Annotated in this window: 16 protein-coding genes and 1 tRNA gene; 7 read left to right on the top strand and 10 right to left on the bottom strand. The window is 73.5% G+C overall.

The window, feature by feature from the left end; genetic code table 11:
* Positions 1-99 precede the first annotated feature (99 nt).
* The 3 genes from ACFVVA_RS09115 to ACFVVA_RS09105 all read right to left on the bottom strand — a co-directional run bounded on the left by ACFVVA_RS09115 (position 100) and on the right by ACFVVA_RS09105 (position 3,368).
* On the bottom strand, positions 100-1,380 hold the full coding sequence (locus ACFVVA_RS09115; protein WP_387687290.1) for an acyl-CoA dehydrogenase family protein: 1,281 nt from the start codon (positions 1,378-1,380) through the stop codon (positions 100-102).
* 7 nt (positions 1,381-1,387) lie between these two features.
* Entirely contained in the window at positions 1,388-2,446 is a 1,059-nt protein-coding gene (locus ACFVVA_RS09110; RefSeq protein ID WP_387687288.1) for a phosphotransferase family protein, read from the bottom strand.
* Positions 2,447-2,663: 217 nt separating this feature from the next.
* Complete coding sequence (locus ACFVVA_RS09105) at positions 2,664-3,368, bottom strand: NAD(P)-dependent oxidoreductase (RefSeq protein WP_387687285.1); 705 nt, start codon at positions 3,366-3,368, stop codon at positions 2,664-2,666.
* A gap of 92 nt (positions 3,369-3,460) precedes the next feature.
* Between ACFVVA_RS09105 and ACFVVA_RS09100 the strand changes: the two genes are divergently transcribed.
* The 4 genes from ACFVVA_RS09100 (at position 3,461) to ACFVVA_RS09085 (ending at position 7,730) form a co-directional block, all read left to right on the top strand.
* On the top strand, positions 3,461-4,144 hold the full coding sequence (locus ACFVVA_RS09100; protein WP_387687283.1) for a TetR/AcrR family transcriptional regulator: 684 nt from the start codon (positions 3,461-3,463) through the stop codon (positions 4,142-4,144).
* A 147-nt stretch (positions 4,145-4,291) separates the two neighbouring features.
* Positions 4,292-5,101 carry a hypothetical protein gene (locus ACFVVA_RS09095; protein WP_387687281.1) on the top strand — a complete coding sequence of 270 codons (810 nt, stop codon included), beginning with the start codon at positions 4,292-4,294 and terminating at the stop codon, positions 5,099-5,101.
* Between the two features lie 196 nt (positions 5,102-5,297).
* Positions 5,298-6,563, top strand: coding sequence for a hypothetical protein (locus ACFVVA_RS09090; RefSeq protein ID WP_387687278.1), 1,266 nt, complete (start codon positions 5,298-5,300; stop codon positions 6,561-6,563).
* A 93-nt stretch (positions 6,564-6,656) separates the two neighbouring features.
* A complete protein-coding gene (locus ACFVVA_RS09085; RefSeq protein ID WP_387687275.1) occupies positions 6,657-7,730 on the top strand; it encodes a helix-turn-helix transcriptional regulator in 1,074 nt (357 codons plus the stop codon).
* A 112-nt stretch (positions 7,731-7,842) separates the two neighbouring features.
* Here the strand turns inward: ACFVVA_RS09085 and ACFVVA_RS09080 are convergent, their stop codons facing one another.
* The 5 genes from ACFVVA_RS09080 to ACFVVA_RS09060 all read right to left on the bottom strand — a co-directional run bounded on the left by ACFVVA_RS09080 (position 7,843) and on the right by ACFVVA_RS09060 (position 15,348).
* On the bottom strand, positions 7,843-9,084 hold the full coding sequence (locus ACFVVA_RS09080) for a hypothetical protein (RefSeq protein ID WP_387687273.1): 1,242 nt from the start codon (positions 9,082-9,084) through the stop codon (positions 7,843-7,845).
* Positions 9,085-9,117: 33 nt separating this feature from the next.
* Positions 9,118-9,432: a hypothetical protein gene (locus ACFVVA_RS09075; protein WP_387687271.1), complete on the bottom strand. Its 315-nt coding sequence runs from the start codon at positions 9,430-9,432 to the stop codon at positions 9,118-9,120.
* 193 nt (positions 9,433-9,625) lie between these two features.
* Positions 9,626-12,667 carry a hypothetical protein gene (locus ACFVVA_RS09070; RefSeq protein ID WP_387687268.1) on the bottom strand — a complete coding sequence of 1,014 codons (3,042 nt, stop codon included), beginning with the start codon at positions 12,665-12,667 and terminating at the stop codon, positions 9,626-9,628.
* A 176-nt stretch (positions 12,668-12,843) separates the two neighbouring features.
* Entirely contained in the window at positions 12,844-15,273 is a 2,430-nt protein-coding gene (locus ACFVVA_RS09065; protein ID WP_387687266.1) for a hypothetical protein, read from the bottom strand.
* A gap of 3 nt (positions 15,274-15,276) precedes the next feature.
* A tRNA-Ser gene (locus ACFVVA_RS09060) sits at positions 15,277-15,348 on the bottom strand.
* 213 nt (positions 15,349-15,561) lie between these two features.
* On the opposite strand from ACFVVA_RS09060, the gene ACFVVA_RS09055 reads away from it, so the two are divergent.
* Both ACFVVA_RS09055 and ACFVVA_RS09050 read left to right on the top strand, forming a co-directional pair.
* A complete protein-coding gene (locus ACFVVA_RS09055; RefSeq protein ID WP_387687263.1) occupies positions 15,562-16,260 on the top strand; it encodes a hypothetical protein in 699 nt (232 codons plus the stop codon).
* A 171-nt stretch (positions 16,261-16,431) separates the two neighbouring features.
* On the top strand, positions 16,432-16,875 hold the full coding sequence (locus tag ACFVVA_RS09050; protein ID WP_359909300.1) for a hypothetical protein: 444 nt from the start codon (positions 16,432-16,434) through the stop codon (positions 16,873-16,875).
* Between the two features lie 220 nt (positions 16,876-17,095).
* Here the strand turns inward: ACFVVA_RS09050 and ACFVVA_RS09045 are convergent, their stop codons facing one another.
* Positions 17,096-17,731 carry a TetR-like C-terminal domain-containing protein gene (locus tag ACFVVA_RS09045; RefSeq protein WP_387687260.1) on the bottom strand — a complete coding sequence of 212 codons (636 nt, stop codon included), beginning with the start codon at positions 17,729-17,731 and terminating at the stop codon, positions 17,096-17,098.
* A 107-nt stretch (positions 17,732-17,838) separates the two neighbouring features.
* Here ACFVVA_RS09045 and ACFVVA_RS09040 point away from each other — a divergent pair, with 107 nt between their 5' ends.
* Positions 17,839-19,056, top strand: a complete 1,218-nt coding sequence (locus ACFVVA_RS09040) for an alpha/beta fold hydrolase (protein ID WP_387687258.1) — start codon at positions 17,839-17,841, stop codon at positions 19,054-19,056.
* Between the two features lie 318 nt (positions 19,057-19,374).
* On the opposite strand, the gene ACFVVA_RS09035 is transcribed toward ACFVVA_RS09040, so the two are convergent.
* Positions 19,375-22,422: an ATP-binding protein gene (locus ACFVVA_RS09035; protein ID WP_387687256.1), complete on the bottom strand. Its 3,048-nt coding sequence runs from the start codon at positions 22,420-22,422 to the stop codon at positions 19,375-19,377.
* Positions 22,423-22,523: the final 101 nt, after the last annotated feature.

Below are 22,523 nucleotides of genomic sequence, written 5' to 3'. Positions count from 1 at the left end.
CGATCGAACACGCAGGACACTACGGTCGGGAACGGGCCGCGGCCGTCATACCAGAGGGCCAACACGTCCCTGAATACCCGGGTATGACACCCCTACGGGTCAGCGCCGGTACTTGCGCAGTTCCCTCCGGGCCAGCGAGCGCTTGTGCACCTCGTCGGGGCCGTCGGCCAGCCGCAGGGTGCGGTTGCCGGCCCAGAGCTGGGCGAGCGGGGTGTCCTGGCTGACGCCGGCGGCGCCGTGGGCCTGGACGGCCTTGTCGAGGATCCACTCGACGGTGCGCGGGGTGGCGATCTTGATCGCCTGGATCTCGGTGTGCGCACCGCGGTTGCCGACGGTGTCCATCAGCCAGGCGGTCTTCAGCACCAGCAGCCGCAACTGCTCGATCCGCACCCGGGACTCGGCGATCCAGTCCTGCACCACGCCCTGCTCGGCCAGCGGCTTCCCGAACGCCACCCGCTCCTCGGCCCGGCGGCACATCAGTTCCAGCGCCCGCTCGGCGATGCCGATGGCGCGCATGCAGTGATGGATGCGGCCGGGGCCGAGCCGGGCCTGGGCGATGGCGAAGCCCGTACCCTCCTCGCCGATCAGGTTCTCCACCGGGACGCGGACGTCCTCGAAGAGCACCTCGGCGTGGCCGCCGTGATCGGCGTCGTCGTACCCGAAGACCGTCATGCCGCGCCGCACGGTCACGCCCGGGGTGTCGCGCGGGACGAGCACCATGCTCTGCTGCCGGTGGGGTTCGGCGGCCGGGTCGGTCTTGCCCATCACGATGAGGATCCGGCAGTCGGGGTTCATCGCCCCGGTGATGTACCACTTGCGGCCGTTGACGACGTACTCCTCGCCGTCCCGCTCGATCCGGGTGGCGATGTTGGTGGCGTCCGAGGAGGCCACCTCGGGCTCGGTCATCGCGAAGGCCGAGCGGATCTCGCCGTCCAGCAGCGGGCGCAGCCAGCGCTCGCGCTGCTCGGCGCTGCCGAACTGGGCGAGCAGTTCCATGTTGCCGGTGTCGGGCGCCGCGCAGTTGAGCGCGGGCGGGGCCAACTGGATGCTGCGGCCGGTGATTTCGGCGAGCGGGGCGTACTGGAGGTTGGTCAGGCCGGCGCCGAGCCCGCCGGGGAGGCTGTGCTTGTCCACAAAGAAGAGATTCCAGAGCCCCTGCTTGCGGGCCTCGGCCTGGAGGTCGGCGACGACCGGGGGGACGGCCCACCGGTCGCGGGCCGGGTCGGCGAGTCGGGCCGGGTCGGCGAGCTGGGCCGGATCGGCGAGTCGGGCGGCGAGCTGGGCGGCGAGGACGGGCTCGGCGGGGTACACGTGCTCGTCCATGAAGGCGAGCAGCTGCTCGCGGAGCTCGTTCGTCCGGGCGTCGTAGGCGAAGTCCATCGGGTTCTCAGCTCTCCTTGAGGGTGCTCAGGCCGTACCGGGCGAGGATCGGGGCCATCTCGCCGGCGCGCTCGAAGCCGGCGCCCAGGGTGCGGCCCTGCCGGAAGCGGAAGTGGATGCCCTCGGCGACGGCGGCGAGCTTGAACGAGGCGAAGGCGACGTACCAGTCGAGGTCCTCCGCCCGGCGGCCGGTCGCGTCGGCGTAGGAGGAGACGATCTCGTCGGGCTTCGGGAAGCCGGGGGCGGTCATGGCGGAGGGGATGATGCCGCCGCCGACGCCGGCGAGTTCGGTGTACATCACCAGCAGGCCGACGTCGGTGAGCGGGTCGCCGAGGGTGGACATCTCCCAGTCCAGGACGGCGGCGATGGTGTCGTCCGCGTCGACCAGGACGTTGTCGAGCCGGTAGTCGCCGTGCACCAGCGCGGGCGCGGGCGAGACCGGCAGCCGCTCGGCGAGCCCGGCGCGCAGGCGGTCGAGGTCGGGCAGGTCGCGGCTGCGGGAGGCTTCCAACTGCTTCGACCAGCGGCGCAGCTGGCGCTCCAGGTAGCCCTCCGGGCGGCCGAGGTCGGCGAGGCCGACGGCGGCGGGGTCGATCCCGTGCAGGGTGGCGAGGGTGTCGACCAGCCTGCGCCCGAGCGCGTGCACCCGCTGTGCGCCGAGGGCGGCGAGCGGGGCGGCGTCCCGGTGGGCGGTGCCGGGGACGTACTCCATCAGGTACCAGGGGGCGCCGAGGGTGTCGGTGTCCGGGTCGAGCAGCAGGGTGCGGGGGACGGGGACCCCGGTTCCGTGCAGTGCGGTCATCACCCGGTACTCGCGGCCCATGTCGTGCGCGGTGGCGAGGACGTGCCCGAGCGGCGGGCGCCGGAGGACCGCGCGGGAGGAGCCGTCGCTCAGCACGTACGTGAGGTTCGAGCGGCCCCCTTCGATGAGGTCGGCCCGCAGCGGCCCCCGGTCCTGGCCCTCGCCCCGGCCCTGGCCCTGGAGGACGCCGGGCAGCTCGCGGTCCAGGTGGGCCCGGAGGCGGGCCAGGTCCAGGCCTGGCGGGTCGACGGGGGTCTCGGCCATCGGGCGGCTCCTCGGGGAAGCGGATCATTGACTAAGCGCTTGCTTAGCATTCAACCGCAGGAGGCCCGTGTCAATGCCCCCCGACGCCACGAACCCCCGCGCCGCACGGCTCGGGGGTTCGTTCGGGGTACGGGGACCGACCGGCGGCCGATGTGCCGCACCGTCACCGGCTTCGGCGCTCCGCGGCGATCGGCTCGTCCGGGCCGCGGAGCGCCGGTCACCTGCCGCCGGCGTGGGCGAGCGCACTGGGGGCCAGGCGGCCGACGATCGCCGGGGCCTCCCGGACGAGAGCGTCCGTGGTCAGCGCCTCCACCATGAACAGCGCGAAGTCCACCCGGCGCGTCAGATTGCTCGCCAGCACCGGATCGCCCACGTGCCGGCCCCATACCGGCAGGCCCTGGCTCGGCCCCTCCTCCAGGTCGCTGCCGCGCACCACCGTCCACCGGGTGTCACTGGCGAACACCCGTCGGCACGCCTCCACCTGGTCGTCGATCTCGACCGCGCGGACGAGCCTGCCCAGCACGGTGGCGATCCGCAGGCCCAGGGTGAACATCCGCGAGTACCGGTCCTTGCCGTCGCGGGTGATGTGCCAGCCGCAGGAGAACACCAGGCGCGCGCCCGGCCGGGCGTGGTCGAGGACCGCCTGCGCCGTACCCGACGCGTACTGCCGCACGCCCCAGGGCACCAGCACCGTCAGCACCCCGTCGCACCCGGCGACCGCCCGGCGGATCACCTCCGGGTCGTTCGTCGCCCCGGGGACGACGGTGATCCGCCCTTCGAACGCGGCCAGCTTCGGCACGCTGCGCTCCCGGCAGACGCCGACCACCTCGTAGCCGCGTTCCAGCGCGTGTCCGACCATGTACTGCCCCAGCTTCCCCGAAGCCCCGATGATGCAGACCTTCTCCACGTGATCCTTGCCCATGGCGCAGCCCCTTCGCGGACAGGCGACCTTACGTTGTAAGGTACGTTAGCCTTACACCGTAAGGCAGTCAATGGAGCTGGAGGAGGGGCCGCATGCCCGAGGGAGGCAAGGGTCGGCGCGGGACACCGGCCCGCGCGCCGCTGAGTCGTGAGCGCGTGATCCGGGCGGCGGTGGAGGTGGCGGACGAGAAGGGGTCCGCCGCGCTCACCATGCGGGCCGTCGCCGGGCCGCTGGGGGTCGAGGCGATGTCGCTCTACCACCATGTGGCAGGCCGGGAGGACATCCTCGACGGCATGGTGGACGCGGTGTTCGGCGAGATCGAGCTCCCACCGCACGACACCGACTGGAAGAGCGCCATGCGTCGGCGCGCGATCTCCGCGCGTGCCGCCCTCCTGCGCCACCCGTGGGCGATCGGCCTCATGGACTCCCGCACCAGGCCCGGCCCGGCGACGCTGCGCCACCACGACGCCGTCATCGGCGCGCTGCGCACCGGCGGATTCTCCGTGCCGATGACCGCACACGCGGTCTCGCTGATCGACAGCTACCTGTACGGCTTCGTGCTCCAGGAGGTCGGCCTGCCGTTCAAGGGCGGGGCGGAGCCGGCCGAGGTCGCGGGGGCCATCCTGAGCGGGATGCCCTCCGGCGCCTACCCCCACCTGGCCGAGCTGGCCACCGAACACGTCCTCAAACCCGGCTACGACTACGCCGACGAGTTCGCCTTCGGCCTCGCCCTCGTCCTCGACGCCCTCCACCCGGACGAGACCCCGGGCGCGTAGCCGACCCGCGGCCCGCATCCCGGTTCCCGCGTCCGCACTGCGGGGAGCCCGGCTCCCCGCACCGGCCCGGCGGCCCGGACGCCCGCCGAGGGGCGGCGGGGCCGAAACTCACGAGCAGCCCCCCTCACCTCGCCCTAGCCTTCCGGGATGACCGGAATGAGGATCACCGTGTGTCTGCCCGGCACGGACGCGACCAGGGTGGACGAGGCGGTCGCGGAGGCGATGAAGCCGTTCGCGTCGGACGGCGTGGGCGCCCCGGAGAAGGACGTGTGGGACAGCTGTCGGATCACCGCCGGCGCGGGCCTGCCCGTCCTGGCCGGTCACGAGGACGATCCGCGCCTGATCGCCGGTCGCCCCTTCCACGACGGGACCCCGGACGATGCCGCACCCGGCCTGTGCGCGGGCGGACCGCGCGAGCTGATCGACTTCCGCGAACGGCTGCGCGTGGAGGCCGCGGAGCACGCCGGCCTGGTCTGGGACCGCTGGCAGGAGGTGGCCGCCGGCCACCCGGCCGCGCACGACGAGTCCGTGTTCCACCGGCGCCACCTCGTCGTCGGCGGGACCCGCGTGGGGTACGAGGGTTCACCGGAGGCCGCCGCCTTCCAGCGGCAGCCGGCCGTCCGGGCCTGGATCGACGAGGTCGCCCCGGGCCTCGAACGGCTCGACCTCGGCGACCACTTCGCCTTCGCCCGGGACCCGCACTCCATCGGCGAGCGCAGCCGTGAGGAGTTCGGCGATGCCTACGCGTTCAGCCTGCTGTTCCCGCGCAACGTGCTCACCCTCGGCGGGTGGTGGTGGGACGACGACGAGAACGAGGAGCCCCTGCACGGCGCCTGCCACGGCCGCGCCACGTGCACCCATGAGCCGGACGTCGTCGGCACGCGCCACGGCGTCCTCACCTACCTCACCGACCTACCCGGGGACACCCTGCTGGTCAACGTGCGCTGCCACGTCTGAGCCGAGCGCCCTTCGTCGGGAACGCCGGATCAACGTCATCCGCCCTGTGACACAAGGAAGTTGATCGACCACCTCTCCTCCGCCACCGTTACACCGGCTCCGCCTCGACAGAGGTCGATCAAAAGTGTTCTGATGATCACTTCCATCGATCGTCTTCTGAACACCGCCTGATCGAAGATCAGAGAAATGGGGTCCGGTGCGGACTGCTCGCGGCTCGGCCATCCTGCTGGCGATGGGGGTCCTCGGGGCCTCCGCCCTGGCGACGGGATGCTCCGACACGCAGGGCAGACCCACGGCCGCCACCGGCACCACGCCGTCCACCCCGGCCCCGAGTGCCACGACCGACACCCCCGCCCCGCCACCGCCCGCCCCCACGCCCACCCCCACCTGGGACGGCCAGGTCAAGGTGCTCGGCGACGGCTCCACCTCCTACACCGGCCCGCAGCCCAAGCAGCCCACGCCCGAGAAGCTCAAGCCCGGCGAGAAGCCGCCGCAGTTCGTCGTCTTCTCCTGGGACGGCGCGCTGGAGGGCGACGATCGCATGTTCTCCCGCTTCCGCAAACTCGGCGTCGAGAACAACGCCCGGATGACCTTCTTCCTGAGCGGCCTCTACACCCTCCCCAAGTCCAAGAGCACGCTCTACAAGCCACCGCAGCACAAGCCCGGCGACGCCTCCATCGACTACGCCACCGACCCCCACATCAAGGACACCCTGGAACAGCTGCGCCTCGCCTGGCAGGACGGCAACGAGATCGGCACCCACTTCAACGGGCACTTCTGCAACGCCAAGGGCGGCGGCGAGTGGAGCACCGAGGAGTGGAAGAGCGAGCTCGACCAGGCCGTCTCCTTCGTCACCAACTGGAAGACCAACACCGGCTTCAAGGACGTCCCGCCGCTCCCCTTCGACTACACCAAGGAACTGGTCGGCGGCCGCGCCCCCTGCCTGGAGGGCCAGAAGAACCTGCTGCCGGCCGAGAAGGCCGCGGGCTTCCGCTACGACGCCAGCTCCCCGGGCGAGTTCCAGGTCTGGCCGGTGAAGAAGGAGGGCATCTGGAACTTCCCGCTGCAGATGCTCCCCTACCCCGGCAGGTCGACCCAGAGCCTCTCGATGGACTTCAACTTCCTGGCCAACCAGTCCGGGAACACCACCAACGGCGACCCCAAGAAGTACGACACCTGGGAGAAGGAGACCCGCGAGAGCTACCTGGCCGGCTTCGAACGCGTCTACAACGGCAGCCGCGCCCCGCTCTTCATCGGCAACCACTTCGAGTCCTGGAACGGCGGCATCTACATGCAGGCCATCGAGGACGTGATGAAGAACGTCTGCAAGCGCGAGGGCGTCCGCTGCGTCTCCTTCCGCCAGGTCGCCGACTGGCTCGACGCCCAGGACCCGAAGGTCCTCGACCAGCTCCGCCAGCTCGACCCCGCCCAACCGGCCGACTGGTCCCGCCTGGTCAAGTGACCGGACGGGACCGCCGGGCCGCCGCTAGGAGGAGACGCACCCCCGCCGTTCGGGGCGTGGGGGCGGGGGCCGGGTGCGTGTTAGCTTCGCCGGATGGGGCGGCGTGGGGTGGCGGGTCGGGCGGCGGTCGAGGGGATACGAGAACTCGCGGGGGCGGGGCTGACGGCGCCGGAAGTCTTCCGGCGGGCGGATGAACTGCTGCGCCCGGCGCTGGAGTTCGACGCGGTGTGCTGGCACACCGCGGACCCCGCCACCGGGCTGGTGAACTCGGTGCAGAGCGAGGACCTCACCCTCGACGAGTTCGAGCACGCCGTACGCCTCGAGGTGTGGGCGGACGACGTCGCGACCTTTCCCAAGATCCGGCGCAGCGGGGTGCAGGCCGAGACGCTGAGCCGGGCGACGCACGGACTCCTGCGGGAGAGCGTGCGGTTCCGGGAGCAGGTGGCGCCCGCCGGGTTCGGGGACGAGCTGCGGGCGGTGTTCGACGCGGCGGGCGGCATGTGGGGGTGCGCGGCGTTCCTGCGGGCCCCGGACCGCGGCCCGTACCTGGAGGGCCAGCGGAAGCTCGCCGATGCGGCCGCCCGCCATCTGGGCCAAGCGCTGAGGCAGTGTCACGTGCCGGCCGGGGCGCCGGTGGAGGCGGATCCCGGGCCGGCCGTACTGGTGCTCGACCGGCACAACCGGCTGCAGGCCCTGTCCGGGCCGGCCGAGGAACTGCTCGCCCGGCTGGCCGACCCGACGCCGTCCTCGCTCGCCGTCCCGACCAGCGTGGCGATGGCCGCCGAGCAGGCCCGCCGGGTGGCGCACGGGCTGCCCGCACCGCAGATGCCCGTACGGGTGCGGACCCGGGACGACCGTTGGTACCTGCTGCACGGTTCCGCCCTGCGCGGGAGCGACGGGGCGGCGAACGCGGTGACGGTGGTGGCCTCGCCCGCCTCACCGGCCGAGGTGATGCCGCTCCACCTGGCCGCGTTCGGGCTGACCGCCCGTGAGCAGGAGGTGGCACTGCTGCTGGTGCGCGGCGGCGACACCCGGGACGTGTCCCGGCTGCTCGCGATGACGCCGTACACGGTGCAGGACCACCTGAAGTCGGTGTTCACCAAGACCGGCGTGGGCAGCCGCCGGGAGCTGATCGCGCGGATCATGCTCGGCGAGGGGCACGGCTGACCGGCGCCCCGCGGTTCACCGCCTCCCCGGTATTCCGGACACCGGCCCGGCTCCCGATCCTCGGAACCGGCCGGCGTCGAGGCGCAGAACGCAGCTGAGGCGAACAGCTCGGTCAGTGGTCGTGCCGGTGCGGTACGCGCCGTGCCCTGGTGGACTTCCGCCGTCCGGTGCCGGCGGCGAGCTCGCTGAGGCGCTCGCCGATCACGGAGACGCCGGGGCGGGGCTCTTGTGCGTAGTACCAAGGCTTGCGCCGGCGCAGCAGGGCCTCTCCGTGCTCGCTCCAGGTGAAGCCGGGCTTGCGCAGCAGCTTCCGGAACACCGCGTCGACCGTCTCCGGGTGAGCGGCGGCCAAGCGACGGATCGGCAGTGGCGCGATCGACTCCTCGCGCAGGTAAGCGCGTAGCACCTCCTGATACCGCCTGCGGCCCGCGAGAGCCGGGTCGGCGAAGAGGTCGCGCAGCATCCCGTAGTCGGCGTAGAAGTTGAGCCCGTCGACCTCGTCGTGGATGACGCCGATGGTGTCCGAGTCCGCGAGTTCCCGGGGCAGTTCGAAGGCCGGCAGATCGAGGCCCGGCAGCCGCCCGCCTCGGGCCCGGCCCGGGTGTTCGGCGACGGCGGCCTCCTGCCGGTTCCGGTAGTAGGCGTTGACCCGGCGTTCGGCCTCGGCAGGGGTGAGGACCAGTTCGTCGCCGCCGCAGAACTCGATGAAGGCGGCTCGGTCCTCCCGCAGCCGGTGCCATCCCTGTTCGATCTTCTCGGGGTTACGGAAGACCAGTTCGGGGTGGTTGGCGGCCAACTGGACTGCGGCTTGGGCGATCTCGGTGGCACTGGACTTCGGGTAGTACGACATCGCACCGGAGATCAGCCACGCCCCGTCGGCCGGGTGGACGGGCACCAGGCAGACGAGGAGGAATCCTCCCTTGGACACTCCGCGGAAAGCCGCCCGCCCGACGTTCGAGTACGTGCGGTACTCCAGGTCGTCAATCAGGTTCAGCAGGACGACGGCATCCCCGTCCTTGCGCCGGACCTCGAAGACGCCCTCGACCGGGTCACGCCAGCCGAGCAGCATCGCCCGGTCGGCGTCGGTCAAGTCCCTTCGCCCCTCGACGAATCGATCCACCACGGTCGAACCGTCCGGCAGGCGGTACCGGAGGATGAAGTTGTCGATGATCCGGATCGCCGCACCCTCGTCCAGCCGCCGCCCAGGGCCTGCTGCCTCCAGGAGGAGAGGTGTCAACCACCGGTCGAAGCGCGATCCCTGGGCGAAGGCGACGAGTTCGCCCTTCAGTTCGGAACTTCGCTCGATCAGGCCGCTCAACGACTCCTCGTCCACGCTCGGTACAACGACAGTCATGCGGGCCCTCTCGGTCTTGAAGGTTCCGGACACTCACTGCGCCCAGTAGTAGCGATAGGCCGCGACCCACTCCGCGCCGCCCGGCGCAGGGTCCGGCAGGGGAAGGTCCAGGAGCCCGATCGTCTGCCGGAACCCTCCGCGGGTGCACAGGGCGACGATCCTTCCGTCCCGCGCGAGGTCGACCTTGCGAACGGTCACCTCGACGCCCAGCACCAGGGTGCTGAACGGCAACGACAGGTTCTCCTCGATGGCGGCGAACAGACCCGACACCTGCTCGTGCTCGTCATACGTGTCGACCGTCGCCTCATCGACCAGCGCGGCGAGTTCTCGCCTGCTCAGCGCGCCCATGGCGCCACGCTATCCGATTCTCCCTGACCGCTGCGCGAGCAGCCCGACGGTCCACCGAAATGCGCGCGTGTCATCGTTCGTCGGCGAGGGGCACTGCTGACCCGCGCCCCGCGGACGGCGCGAGGGCGCCCTCCCGGTCGCCGTGGGGCGGTCGGGAGGGCGCCCTGTCGGACGCGCGGGCGGGGCGGGGGCGTCAGCCCCAGTTGCCCACCAGCGGGACGTCGCCCGGGTTGCCGAACTTCTTGCTGTAGATCACCAGGTCAGAGTTCTCGGCGGCCCCGTAGAAGCTCTGGTCGCCGGGCCGGTAGACGCCGATGGTCTCCTTGCCGGTGCCGTCCCAGTCGCCCTTGATCGGGATGTCGCCGGGGTTGCCGAACCTTACGCCCGGGCGCGGGTGCTCCGTCCGGTTGGAGTCGTTCAGGTAGAAGGTCTGGGTCTGCGGGTCGTAGACGGCGACGGTGGTGGTGCCGTTGCCGTCCCAGTCGCCGACCAGCGGCTTCCAGCCCTCGTTGCCCAGCTTGATCCGGTAGGTGATGGTGGAGTTGTCGTCGGACAGGTAGAAGTACTGGTCGCTGGGCCGGTAGACGCCGACCGTGGTCCGTCCCTGTCCGCTCCAGTCGCCGACCAGCGGGATGTCACCGGGGACCCCGAACGGGAAGGTGGCGGCCACGGTGGCGTTGTCGTTCGACAGCTGGAAGGTCGAGGTGCCGGGGTGGTAGACGCCGATGGTGTCGGTGCCGGGACCGTTCCAGTGGCCGGTCAGCGGGACGGCGTCGCCACCGCCGCCGAACCCGGTCCGGCCGGTGTACCAGCCGTTGTGGGCGGCCTCGGCGAAGCCGGCGTCCGACGGCCGGTACACGCCCACCGAGGCGGGTGCCGGCGTGGGCGTGGCGTTGACCACGGCGCTGCCGATCCGCTGCTGGGCCGCGACGGTCAGCGGCACCTTGGTCGGCTGGTCCGGGCCGAGCCAGCGGAAGTTCTGCAGGTAGACGACCCGGGGGTCCTGCGCGGCGATCGCGCGGTACTCGGCGTTGTACGCCGCGATGTCCGCGTCGGTCTTGCCGGAGTAGCAGCCGTCGGCGACGCGGTACTCGTTGGTGGACTCCGGGAAGAGCATCAGGTGCTGGTCGGGCGAGGAGAGGAAGGTCTTCAGGTTCGCCAGCCGCCACTGGATCTCGCCGCGGCCCACGCAGTAGTAGTCGAAGCCGACGATGTCGACCTCGGGCGGGATCGGCGCGGTCTGCTCGGCGTTCCACCGGTCGAGGCTCATGATCAGCGTCTTGCCCGGGAACGCGGCCCTGATCTGCTGGGCCTGCGTCTTGACCTGGTCCTCGTTCAGGCCGTGGGAGTAGGGCTCGTCGCTCACGTCGATGGCGGCGATCTTGTCGATGTTCGGTCCGATGCGCCGCACCAGATCGAGCAGGTTCTGCGCGGCGTTCGGGTTCGGGGTGACCTGCCAGTCACCCGGCGCGCGCGGGATCACCGTCTCCTGGTTGAGGTCGATCACGCAGGAGGCCGGCCGGCACTGGTCCAGGAACTCCAGGCGGGGGTCCTGGTCGCGCAGGTAGTTGTTGAAGTTGGTCCACTGCGCCACCTCCGGCGCGTGGTTGGCGCCGTAGTTCGGCTCGTTCGGGTCCCGGATGTCGAAGTACCCGTAGTAGCCGAGCCCGCCCAGCGTGGAGACCCGCAGGTCGTCCACCGTGGTGACCCGGCCGGCCGCCGAGTGGTGGGCGCCGAGCGAGACGTAGCCGTCGCGGGGCAGTTGGGCGGCGGTGCGGCCGGAGAAGACCGTGGCGCCGTTGACCCGCACGGTCGCCTGCTGCTTGTCGCCGGTCGCCAGCGCGACCGACACCTCGTAGGCGCCCGCCGCCGGGACGGCGGTCAGGGCGGTCGGCGTGCCGCCCTGGAAGAGCGTCAGCCCGCCGTCGGCCTGGACGCGCAGGCCGAGCGCGACGTCCTCGGCGTCCACGGCGCCCGTGCCGCCCGAGGCGTTGCTGACGGCGAGGGAGGCCCAGTCCTGGCCGGTGGTGGCGCCGACGACCGGGGTCAGGACGGCGTGCACCGTGTAGGCGCCGCTCCGGACGTCCGAGGTGGCCGGCTTGTTCAGGCGCACCGCCGAGGTGCCCTTGGGGAACGACAGCACGTTCGGCTGGGCCGGGCTGTTGACCTGCACCGAGCCCGCCGGCGGGTCGAGCGCCAGGCCCTTGACCCCGGAGACGGCGGTGTAGTCGGCGGAGATCAGGCTCGGCTGGCGGGCGCCGAGGTCCTGGTTGAGCCCGAAGTCGGCGGTGGCGTTGGGCGCGCCGTCGAAGGTGTCGACGAGCGGCTTGGCGCTGCGGGTGGCGCTGGTGTCGATCCGGCTGACGTTCAGGCCGCGGCCGGCGCCGTCGCCGAAGGTGGTGACGCGGTTCGGGTCGGAGAGGTAGGCGCCGAGGTAGAGGAACTCGCTGCCCGGCCAGCGGGTCACCCCGGCCGGCGCGGAGACGGTGAACGGGGTGCCGTTCACCGTCAGGGTGACGGCGCGGTCGGCGCCGGTGGAGACGGTGAGCGAGACGGCGTACTGCGCCGTGGGTGCCACCGAACCGGTCCAGAAGGGCGTCTCGCCGCCCCCGCCGTGGAAGAGGGCGAGGTCGCCGCGCGAGTCGACGGTCAGGCCGAGGTCGACGTCGCCGCCGGTGACGTAGCCGTTGCCGCGGTGGCTGCGGCTCAGCACGATCGAGCCCCAGTCCTTGCCAGTGGTGTCGCCGACGACCGGGTCGATCACCGTCGAGACGGTGTAGTGGCCGGTGCCGTCCGCGACGGCCGGCGCGCCCAGCATGACCGCGGAGACGCCCTTGGCGAACAGCAGCTTGTTCGGGTGGTCCGGGTGGCTGGTCTGGACGAACCACTGGTCGGGCGCGACCGAGGTGTCCCAGCGGCCGGAGACCCGGGTGTAGGAGATCCCGTGCTGCCCGGCCGGCGGCGACTGCCGGGCGTCGATCCCGACGTTCAGCCCGTACATCGGGTCGGTGTCCTGGGACGGGTCCAGCCGGAAGGTGTCCGCGAAGGCGCGCGTGGTGTCGAGGTCCACCGGCGTCGGCCCGGACCCGTCACCGGCCGTGGCGGCGACGGCCGGTGCGGCGCCTGCCGTGGTGGCGCCGGCCGTGGCGGGGGCGAGGCCCCCGGGCAGCAGCGCCAGCGCGAGCGCCGAGGCGCCGGCCAGCAGCCCGCGGCGCGGGCGTTGAGTGAGTATCACCGAGTCTTCGTCTCCCGGTCGTCGAATCGGCGGCGCGGGCGTGCGTCGCCGAAGGGAGCGGACACGGCTGTGTCGTACCAGCTCGGCGCACTTCCCCCCGGGCCGGGATCATAGGGGGCGGATACGAACGGCCGTGCCACAACCCCGCTCCGACGGGCGGTCGTCCGCCCCCGACCTCATGGGAGGACGGCGGCGGACGGCGGCAGGTGGCCGACGGGCGGGCGGGGGGCGGGCAGGCGGGGGTCGGGCAGGCGGGGGTCGGCGCGCAGCCAGTGCGGGCCCGTCGTCCAGCCGAGGAGCACCCGGCCCGCCCCCTCGTCCGGCGAGCCCCCGGCGGCGGCCAGGCGCAGGCCGGTCAGGGCCGGGGCGAGGCGGGCGGCGACGTGCGCGGGGTGGCGGGCGGCCTCCGCGTCCAGGCCGGCGATGGTCCGGGCCCGCTCCTCCGGTGCGCACAGCGAGAGGTGGAAGACCATCTGCCGCCACGCGTACGCCGCGTCCTTGATGGCGGCGAGCGCGCGCGGGTTGCCGTGGACGCGGGCCGTCCGGCGGCAGACGGTCGTGAAGGCGCGGCGGGCGAGGTCGTCCCAGCCGGGGCTCGGACGGATGCCGACGCGGGCCACCAGGACGGCGAGGTTGTGGGTGGTGAGGATCTGGGCCTGCTCGACAACCTTGCCGTTGGCGGCGACCGACCGGCCCGGGCCCCGCCCGGCGCGCCCCGTGCACAGCTCGGCGAACCGCGCCGTCCCCGCGTCCGTCCCCGCGTCCGCCGTCGCGTCCGCCGTCGCGAGCCCGCGCAGCGCCGCGTAGTCGATGCCGTAGTAGCGCTCGTACAGCGTGCCGCCGAGCAGTTCCGCGGCGACGCCCGCCGCCGCGAGGAACTTCGGGGTGAACCTGCCGACGAAGATGTCCGCCGCCAACTCCTCCACCAGCGGCGCGTCGAGCCCCGACTGGCGGGCGAGCACCGCGAGTTCGCGGACGAGCGCGTTGGGCAGCAGCGTGCCGGGGAACGCCTGGACGGCCAGTTCGCCGAGCCGGCGCAGGGCGGCGAGCGCGGGCCCGCGGCCGTCCTCGTCGGAGCGGTGCGCCGCCACCGCCCGTACCCAGGGCAGTTCGTCGACCCGCACCTGTGCGGCGAGGTTCAACAGGAGCAGCGAGCGGCGGTTGCGGAACGCCCGGTAGTTCGCGGCGGCGAGGGTGCGCAGCGCCGCGTCCGGACAGGCCTCGACGCCGGTGGCGGCGACGAGTTGCGGGACGAGTTCGGCCAGGACTTCGGCCGAGGGCACGACGCCGCGCTCCACCAGGGTGCCGATCGGGGCGCTCAGGGTGGCTTCCACGAGGTGGCGGACCGGCGCGGGGACCGGGGTGCCCGCGGGCAGTCCGGTCTCCGCCGCCTCGGCGGCGGTGACGTCGGCGACCAGCGGTCCGACCTCGGCGGCGCCCGTCTCCTGGGGCTGTACGGCGAGCCGGCGCAGCACGAGCTGGGCGAGGTCGTGGTACGAGGGCCGCGCCGCCTGGACGGCCTGGCGGGCGCGCAGTTCGGTGTGCGCGGCCGATCCCGGCCGGCCGCGGCGGCGCACCATGGAGTCCACCGCGTGCCGCAGCAGTCCCAGCCGGCGGGCGTCCAGCGGCCGGCCGGCGACGGCCTCCTCCAGGGCGGCGCGCAGGATGCCGAGGTTCGCCTTCGGGTCGCGGTGCTTGGTGCAGCGGGTGTGGGCCGCGGCGAGTTCCCCGTACTGGCGCAGCAGCAGCGCGCCGCGCTCCCGCCAGGGGCCGTCGGGTACGCCCGCCGGTATCCGTCCGGTGTCGCCAGTGGTCTTCGGCTCGACGGCCTCCGGGTCGACGGCCCCCGGGTCGACGGTCTCCACGCCGGTGGCCTCCGGGTCCGCGGCCTCCAGCCAGTGGGCGAGCAGCCGGTCGCCGAAGGGCTGCCAGACGGCGAGGGCCTCGCGCTGCGCCTCCACGGCGGCGTTCGGCCGGCGGCCGACGAGGGAGTCGACGGCGTCGCCGACGGTGTGCCGGTGCACCGCCTCGGGGTCCGGTGCGGGCAGCGCGGAGGGCCGGGGTGTGAAGCGCAGCCGGGCGGCGAACGGTTCGAGGGTGTCGACGAGTTCGAGCGCGGCGGCCGTGTCCCCGGCCCGGACCAGCCAGGCGACCGTCAGCAGCGCCGCCTCCTCGGGCACCGCGACCTCGTAGCGGCCGCTGTCGAGCAGCTCGTACAGCCGCGCCAGGCCGGGCTCGGTGAGGCAGTGGGCGAAGACGGCCCGGCGGTCGGCCGACACCCCGGCGAGGGCCGCGGCCTCGCGCTCGTACGGCTGGAGCGGCCCCTCCGCGCTCGCGGCGGAGGTGGCGAAGCCGCCGCGGACGACCTCGGGCGTCACCCAGGCGGGCAGCCCGGGGAGCGGGGTGCGCGAGCCGATTGCCGACGTTCCGGCGGCGGCACCGGCGAGCACGGCGCGCCAGCGGTCGGCGCGGGCCGCGGCACGGCGGCGGGTCTCTCCGTCGGAGTGGGTCAGCGCGGTGAGCAGCGCCCAGGCCAACTGGTGCTGCGGGTACTGCACGGACAGCCCGGCCCCGGTGGAGTGCTGCTGATCAGCGTCGTCGTCCATAAGCCGACGTGGCAGGTTCCGCCCCTGCGCCCTCCGGGTCTCAAGCCCGGTGCTCTCCTGCTGAGCTACACGCCGTCGGGCGTGACACTAGACGTTCGGCCCGCGCGGACACAACGCGCTTTCCGTCACCGCCGGCACATCCACCGCCGGCACGTCCACCGCCTCCGACGCCAGTGCTTCGTGGACATGATTGTTCACGGCTGCATCACGACTTGACCACGGGACCGGTATCCCCCGGAACCGATCGCTACGGTTCCCCTGCCACAACTGTCACGTCATGGGGGGACCATGCGTCGTACCGTCACCGCCCTGCTGGCCATCACGGCCGCTCTCGGCCTCTCCGCCTGCGACCCGAAGGACTCCACCGGGAGCGGCTCCGGCGCCACGTCGGGCCCGTCGGCAGCCGGCGCCCCCTCGCAGGCCGCACCCGCAGCTGCGCCCACAGCCGATGCAGCCCCCTCAGCCCCCGCACCCGCAACGGGCGCGCCTGCGGCCGCCGCCGGAACGGCCGTGCTCCCGAACTTCGTCGGCATGGGGCTGCAGTCCGCCCAGGACACCGCGCAGGGCGCCGGGTTCTTCCTCCTGACCAGTCACGACGCGCTCGGTCGCGACCGCAACCAGATCCTGGACCGCAACTGGAAGGTCTGCACGCAGAACCCGGCCCCGGGCAGCCACCCCACCGGTACGAGGATCGACATGGGGGCGGTGAAGCTGGAGGAGAACTGCCCCACCCAGGACCAGGGCGCCAACGGGCCCGCCAAGGCCGGATCCACCATGCCCGACTTCAAGGGCAAGGCCGTCTCGGTGGTGCGGGATTCGCTGCCGGGCAACACGTCCCTCAGCGCCAAGGACGCCGGCCCGAAGAACCGCGCCGTCCTGGTGCAGTCGAACTGGCAGGTGTGCGGCCAGGATCCGGCTCCGGGCGCTGCCCTCGCCGGTCAGCCGGTCAGTGTGACGGCTGTGAAGTTCGGCGAGACCTGCCCGTAGCGGCCGGGCCCACCGGAATGCGATCGATCGTTTTCGGTCAGGTACAAAAATCCACCGATGAGGATCTATCAGCGGCCTGATCACCGCCACTAGGGTGCGGCGCATCCCCGTTGTTACGCCCTCCCGCGCCGTGCCCACGGTGGGGAGACGACCGATCGGAACGGTGTCGCCGTGACCAGGATCCTCCGCAAGCTGATGACCCGTACGGGACGGGCCGCCGCCACGGTCGCCGTCCTCGCGGCCGCGCTCACCGGCACGACGGCCGCCGGCACGGCCTCCGCGGCCGGCGGCTGGAGCTGCTCCGGGGCGCCCGTCCCGGCCGGCTACGTCATCACCATGTACAACGCCGGCGGCTGCAACAACCACGGCTCGTGGTACCAGCAGCCCGCCCAGAACCGGCTGTGGACCTGCTCCGGCTCGCCCATCGTCTCCGGCTACGTGCTGACGAACTACGACGTCAAGGGCTGCAGCGGCGTCGGCGCCTGGTTCCACGAGCAGGTCCGCAACGGCATCTGGACCTGCCCGTACTCGCCGATCCCGGCGGGCTACCGCAGCACCACCTACGACGCCCGCGGCTGCAGCGGCCTCGGCGCCTGGCTCACCGTCAAGATCTGAGCGCACCCGTACGGCGCCGCCCCCTCCACCGCGAGGGGGCGCCGCCGTACGCCGCCATACGCCGCCGTACGAACCCGTCGGCGACCGAGGAGTCCGCCGGCTCCGGCCCGCACCAGCGGGTGCGGGCCGGAGCACGCCGAACACGCCTTCAGGTCCCGGGGCGACGCAGTCTCGGCCGGCGACGCAGTCTCGGCCGGCGACGCCGCGCCGGCCTCGACCGTCAGGCGGCGAAGGCGGCGAGGAGCTTGTCGGTGAGGCGGTCGAGGTAGTCCGGGGCGGTCGCCGTACGGACGACCGCGAGGCGCCAGTACAGCGGGCCGGCGAGGAAGTCGAGTGCGAGCTCGCGGTCCACATCGGCGGGGAGTTCGCCGCGGTCGACCGCCCGTTCCAGCAGGCCGGTGGCCTTGCCGCGGCGGGTGTCGCGGACGGCGGTCATCAGCACCTGCGCCAGCTCGGGGTTGCGACCGCTTTCGGCGAGCAGATCGGGGATGATCTTCGACGGGAGCCGGTGGCGCAGCGCCCCGTCGATCTCGGTGAGGAAGGCCAGGACGTCGCCGCGCAGGGTGCCGGTGTCCTCGATCTCGGAGGCGTCCACGGCCACGGCCCGGATCAGGGCGACGGTCATGTCGAGCTTCGACGGCCAGCGGCGGTAGATGGCGGCCTTGCCCGCCCCGGCCCGCTTGGCGACCGCCTCCAGGGAGAGCCGGGCGTAGCCGACGTCTGCCAGTTCCTCGAAGAAGGCGGCGGCGATCGCCTCGGTCACGGAGTCCTGGAGCACCGGCCCGCCGGGCGTCCGGCGCGCGGGCTGCTCGGAGGGGCCGGGGGTCGCGGGCCGGGGCGCGGGCGTGTTGGACATTCCCCGAACCTACACCAGGCGGAACGCTTGCGTCTCGACTGGGCAGGGGCTAGCGTTTAGACGAGACGGAACCGTTCCGTCTCAACAGTGCCGGGACTGGAGTACCCATGCGATTCCTCTTCGAGGACGAGTCGTTCTCCTTCGAAACACTCCGGGCGGCCGGATTCGCCAACTACGGCGGCGCCGACCTGGGCGAGGTCGTGGCCACCGCCCGGAACATCGGCGAAGGCGACGAGGCGGCCTGGCTGCGCGAGTGGAAGGCCACCGCCGAGCGCGTCCACGGCATCGGCAACCGCGCCCTGACGGCCGGGCACCGGGTCAGCGCCCGCGAAGCCCTGCTGCGCGCGTCGAACTACTACCGCACCGCCGAGTTCTACCGCCGCGACGACCCCGCGAACGACCCCGAGGCCAAGCGCCTCTCCACGCTCTCCCGGGAGACCTTCGCCGCCGCGGCGGCCCTGCTGGACACCCCCGTCGAGGCCGTGACCATCCCCTACCAGGACACCGGCCTGCCCGGCTACCTGTTCCTCGTCGACGACTCCGGCGCCCGGCGCCCCACCGTCCTGTTCACCAGCGGCTTCGACTCCACGCTGGAGGAGGCGTACTTCGCCGTCGCCGCGGCCGCGCTGCGCCGCGGCTACAACGTCCTCGCCTACGACGGTCCGGGCCAGGGCGCGGCGCTGCGCGAGCAGCGGCTCGCCTTCCGCCCGGACTGGGAGGCCGTGGTGACCCCGGTGGTCGACTACGCGCTGACCCGCCCCGAGATCGCCGCCGACGGACTGGTCCTGTTCGGCTACAGCCTCGGCGGCTACCTGGCCGCCCGCGCCGCCGCCCACGAACACCGCCCGGCCGCCCTGGTGCTGGACGACGGCCTGTACAGCTTCGGGGAGGCCCACGACCGGTTCATGCCGCCGTTCCTGCGCGAGTGGATCGAGGCCGGCCGGGACGACCTCGTGGAGCCGGTCATGGCTCTGCTCATGCAGGCGAGCACCCAGTTGCGGTGGGCCCTGCGCAACGGGGTGTGGACGTTCGGCGCCGCATCGGTGGCGGACTACATCCGCCGTACCGCCGACTACACCCTCGACGGCGTCGCCCGGCTCATCGACTGCCCCACCCTCGTCCTGGACGCCGAGAACGACCAGTTCTTCCGCGGCCAGCCCCAGCGGGTGCAGGCCGCGCTGACCTGCCCCCACACGCTCGTCACCCTGACCGAGGCCGAGGGCGCGGGCGAACACTGCCACATGGGCGCCATGTTCCGCTTCCACCAGACGGTCTTCGACTGGCTGGACACCACCCTGGCGCGGGCAGCCGCGCCCGCGAGCTGACGGGCGCGCCCGCCGGCCGACCGCCCTGCGCCGCCCCGCCCTGTGCCGACCGACCGACCCGACCACGCCCGCGGGACACCCCCGCGGATGCACCTCCGGCCGGGTCCGTCCCCTGCGCGAACCCGACCGGCTGCCCATGCGGCGCGTACGGGACGGGCGCGTCGACCAGGCCTGCGGCCGGATACGGGTGCGTCTGTCCTGTACGTGGAGATCGATCGTAGGCAGCCGGGCCTTACCGATCGCTTACCGATCCCTGACCGCTCGCCATCGCCACCACGCGCCGGCCGCACCGCGCCGCCCCACGCCGCACCGCGCCGCCTACCGGATGTCGCTCAGCTCCCGCGCCTCCTCCAGCACCCGCGCGGCCGACTCCGGCAGCCCGGCCGCCCGGTACGCCCGGCCGAGCGCGCGCAGCGCCTCCGCCAGGAAGGAGCGCCAGCCGCGGGCCCGCCACACCAGCACCGACTCCTCCAGGTACGCGACCGCCGAGGCGTGGTCGCCCGCCGCCAGGTCCAGCTCCCCCAGGATGCCGAGGGCCTGGGCGAGGTGGTGCCCCAGGTCGAATCGGCGGGCGATCGCCAGTGCGGCCTCCGCCGTCTCCCGGGCGCGGCCGTCGCCGGTGCCCGCGTACAGCACGGCCAGGTAGAGCAGCGAGAACGCCTCCACGTAGCGGTCCTTGAGGCAGCGGGCCATGGCGAGCGAGTGAAGGAGCAGCTCGCCGGCCCGCTCCACCTGGCCGGCCCGGCCATGGGCAGCTCCCAGGAACTGGATGGCGGTCGCCTCGAAGCGGGTGTTGCCGATCAGCCGGGCCAGCCGCAGCGTCTCGGTGAGGTGCTCGATCGTCCGGTCGAGGTCCGTCTCCCCGTGGGCGATGGCGATGATCTGGTGCGCCCGGGCCTCGCCGCCCGGGTGGTCGTGGACGGTGGCGAGGTCCAGGGCGCGGTGGCCGGCCTCCAGGGCCTCCTGCTCGCGGCCCTGGGCCACCAGGCTCCAGGCCGTCAGGACGAGGGCGTCGGCGGTCCCGCGCTCCTCCCCGACCTGCTCGAACAGCCGCTGCAGGTGCCGGGCGCGGTCCTCCAGCGCGACCATCGTCTCGGTGCCGTCCGCCAGGTCGACGGTCGTCCCGGAGCCGTCGGCCGGGGTGGTCCAGGTCGTCACCTCGATCAGGCCCCGGGTGAGCACGGCCGTGCCCAGGGTGTCACCGGCGGTCCGGCAGGCCTGGAGGACGGTCAGGTGGGTGGTGCGCCAGTCGTCGTACAGGCCGCGCACGTCGCAGTACTTCTCCTGGCAGGCGGCGAGGTCCCAGGCCACCGGCACCATGCGCAGCGCGGCGGCCTGCCGGGCGCTCGTGTTCAGGGCCGGCTGCTCGGCGTCGAACCAGGCCATCGGGTCGTCCAGCAGCGCCGCCGCGACGCCGGAGGGCATCGGGTGGCGGGGTGCGGTGCCGTGGATCGGCGCGAAGCACGGCCCGGGCACCTGGTCGGCCGCCTGCTCGGCCAGCCAGAGCCAGGCGCCGAAGGCCCGTTCGAGCGCGGCGGTGCGCGCGGCCGGTGCGTCCGCGGCCTCGGCGTGCTCGCGCGCGTACAGCCGGACGAGGTCGTGGAAGCGGTAGCGCAGGTGCGGCTCCGTGCCGGTCTCCTGCAGGAGTTGGGCGTCGATCAGCTCCTCCAGCTGCCGCTCGGCCTGCTCCGGCGGGATGCCGGCCATCGCCGCCGCGGCCCACGGCGCGAAGTCGGGCGCGTCGAGCAGTCCGAGCAGCCGGAACGTGCGGCGGGTCGGCTCCGACAGCCGGGCGTAGCCGACGGCGAAGCCCGCCCGTACGGCCAGGTTCCCCGCGGCCAGCTCGTCGAGCCGTCGCCGTTCGTCGCGCAGCAGGTGGGCGAGCCGGGCCAGGGTCCAGCGCGGCCGGGCGGCCAGGCGGGCCCCGGCGATGCGGACCGCCAGCGGCATGCCGCCGCACAGCTCGACGATCTGGGCGGCGGCCACCGGTTCGGCGGCGACCCGCTGGTCCCCGAGGATGCGGCGCAGCAGCATCCGGGCGTGGGGGGCGTCGAGTTCGTGCAGGTCGACGAGCCGGGAGCCGGGCAGGGCGGTGAGCGCGGCGCGGCTGGTGACGAGGACGGCCGGTCGGGCACCGGGCCGTTCGCCCGGCCCCTCGTCGGACCCGCTGCCCGGCCGGTCGTCCGCAGCCACCGGTGTGCCCGGGAGCAGCGGGACGAGCTGCTGCTCCCCCGCGGCGTTGTCGAGGAGGACGAGCGTGCGGCGGCCGGCGAGCAGGGTGCGGTACAGCGCGGAACGCTCCTCCAGGGAGGCCGGGATCTCCCGGGGGTCGGCGCCGAGGGCGCGCAGGAAGGCGGCCAGGACGCCGGCCGGGTCGGCGGGCGTCTCGTCGGCCCCGCGCAGGTCCGCGTAGAGCCGGCCGTCCGGGTAGTCGACGGCGGCGAGGTGGGCGGCGCGGACGGCCAGCGCGGTCTTGCCGATGCCGCCCATGCCCGCGATCACCGGTACCCGGCCGGCCGCCAGGGCGTCCAGCACGATCCGCACCTGCTCGTCGCGTCCGGTGAAGTCCGGGATGTCCCTGGGGAGTTGGGAGGGCACGCGGGCGGGCCCGGGCTCCGGTCGGGCGCCCTTCCGGTCCTGCGCCAGCAGCGCCAGGAAGACGTTCCGCACCTGCTCGCCCGGCTCGATCCCGAGTTCCTCGGACAGCCGCCGGCGCAACGCCTGGAAGCGGCGCAGCGCCTCGGCCGCCCGACCGTCCGCCGCCAGCAGCTCCAGCAGGGCGGCCTGCAGGGGCTCGTCGAACGGGTACTCCTCGGCGAGCGCCGTCAGGGCGGGGACGGCGGTCCGGGACGCTCCGGCGGCCGTCGCGGACCGGGCCAGCGCCAGGGCGGTGGCGCGCACTTCGTGCTCCACGGCCGTGACCAGCGGGTCCTCGCGGTTCACCCGTTCCAGCCCGGCCAGCACCGGGCCGCGCCGCAGGCCGATCGCCCCGGCCGGGTCCCCGTCGGCGGCGAGTCTGCGGAACCGTCCGAGGTCCACCGCGTCCGGCCCGGTCACCAGCCGGTAGCCCTGCCCGTCGGACTCCAGCGCCACCGCCTCGTCCCCGAACCGCCCGAGCCAGGTGCGCAGCCGCGACATCCCGGTGTGCACCGCGCCCCGGCCGACCCGGTCCGCCTGCTCCGCCCACACGAGGTCCAGCAGCCGCCCCACGGGCAGCCGTTCCCCCTCCGCGAGCAGCAGGGCCCCCAGCAGCCCCCGCAGCACGGTGGCCCGCGGCAGCGCCTGCGGCACGGCGTCCACATCGACCGTCAGGGGCCCCAGCAGCCCGAACGTCATCTTCATCCGCTTCAGTCCCTCAATGCTCACGACCGCACCGAGGCCCGCCCCGCCGCCCGATCGGGTGGCGCCCACCGACCTCGGCACGACCCTGACACTAGTCCGGGCACTGATCAACAGCGGCCACCGAC

The sequence above is a fragment of the Kitasatospora sp. NPDC058048 genome (assembly GCF_042885555.1).
GTDB lineage: Bacteria > Actinomycetota > Actinomycetes > Streptomycetales > Streptomycetaceae > Kitasatospora > Kitasatospora lactacystinica.
The sequence above is the reverse complement of the archived record's forward strand: the minus strand, read 5'-3'. Positions and strand labels throughout refer to the sequence as shown.

Bases quoted from the DNA above. Each gene is read 5' to 3' on its own strand.
- ACFVVA_RS09075 (WP_387687271.1), bottom strand. From the start codon at position 9,432: ATGGGCGCGCTGAGCAGGCGAGAACTCGCCGCGCTGGTCGATGAGGCG.
- ACFVVA_RS09095 (WP_387687281.1), top strand. From the start codon at position 4,292: ATGACCGGAATGAGGATCACCGTGTGTCTGCCCGGCACGGACGCGACC.
- ACFVVA_RS09080 (WP_387687273.1), bottom strand. From the start codon at position 9,084: ATGACTGTCGTTGTACCGAGCGTGGACGAGGAGTCGTTGAGCGGCCTG.
- ACFVVA_RS09040 (WP_387687258.1), top strand. From the start codon at position 17,839: ATGCGATTCCTCTTCGAGGACGAGTCGTTCTCCTTCGAAACACTCCGG.
- ACFVVA_RS09055 (WP_387687263.1), top strand. From the start codon at position 15,562: ATGCGTCGTACCGTCACCGCCCTGCTGGCCATCACGGCCGCTCTCGGC.
- ACFVVA_RS09105 (WP_387687285.1), bottom strand. From the start codon at position 3,368: ATGGGCAAGGATCACGTGGAGAAGGTCTGCATCATCGGGGCTTCGGGG.
- ACFVVA_RS09065 (WP_387687266.1), bottom strand. From the start codon at position 15,273: ATGGACGACGACGCTGATCAGCAGCACTCCACCGGGGCCGGGCTGTCC.
- ACFVVA_RS09085 (WP_387687275.1), top strand. From the start codon at position 6,657: ATGGGGCGGCGTGGGGTGGCGGGTCGGGCGGCGGTCGAGGGGATACGA.
- ACFVVA_RS09115 (WP_387687290.1), bottom strand. From the start codon at position 1,380: ATGGACTTCGCCTACGACGCCCGGACGAACGAGCTCCGCGAGCAGCTG.
- ACFVVA_RS09045 (WP_387687260.1), bottom strand. From the start codon at position 17,731: ATGTCCAACACGCCCGCGCCCCGGCCCGCGACCCCCGGCCCCTCCGAG.
- ACFVVA_RS09100 (WP_387687283.1), top strand. From the start codon at position 3,461: ATGCCCGAGGGAGGCAAGGGTCGGCGCGGGACACCGGCCCGCGCGCCG.
- ACFVVA_RS09110 (WP_387687288.1), bottom strand. From the start codon at position 2,446: ATGGCCGAGACCCCCGTCGACCCGCCAGGCCTGGACCTGGCCCGCCTC.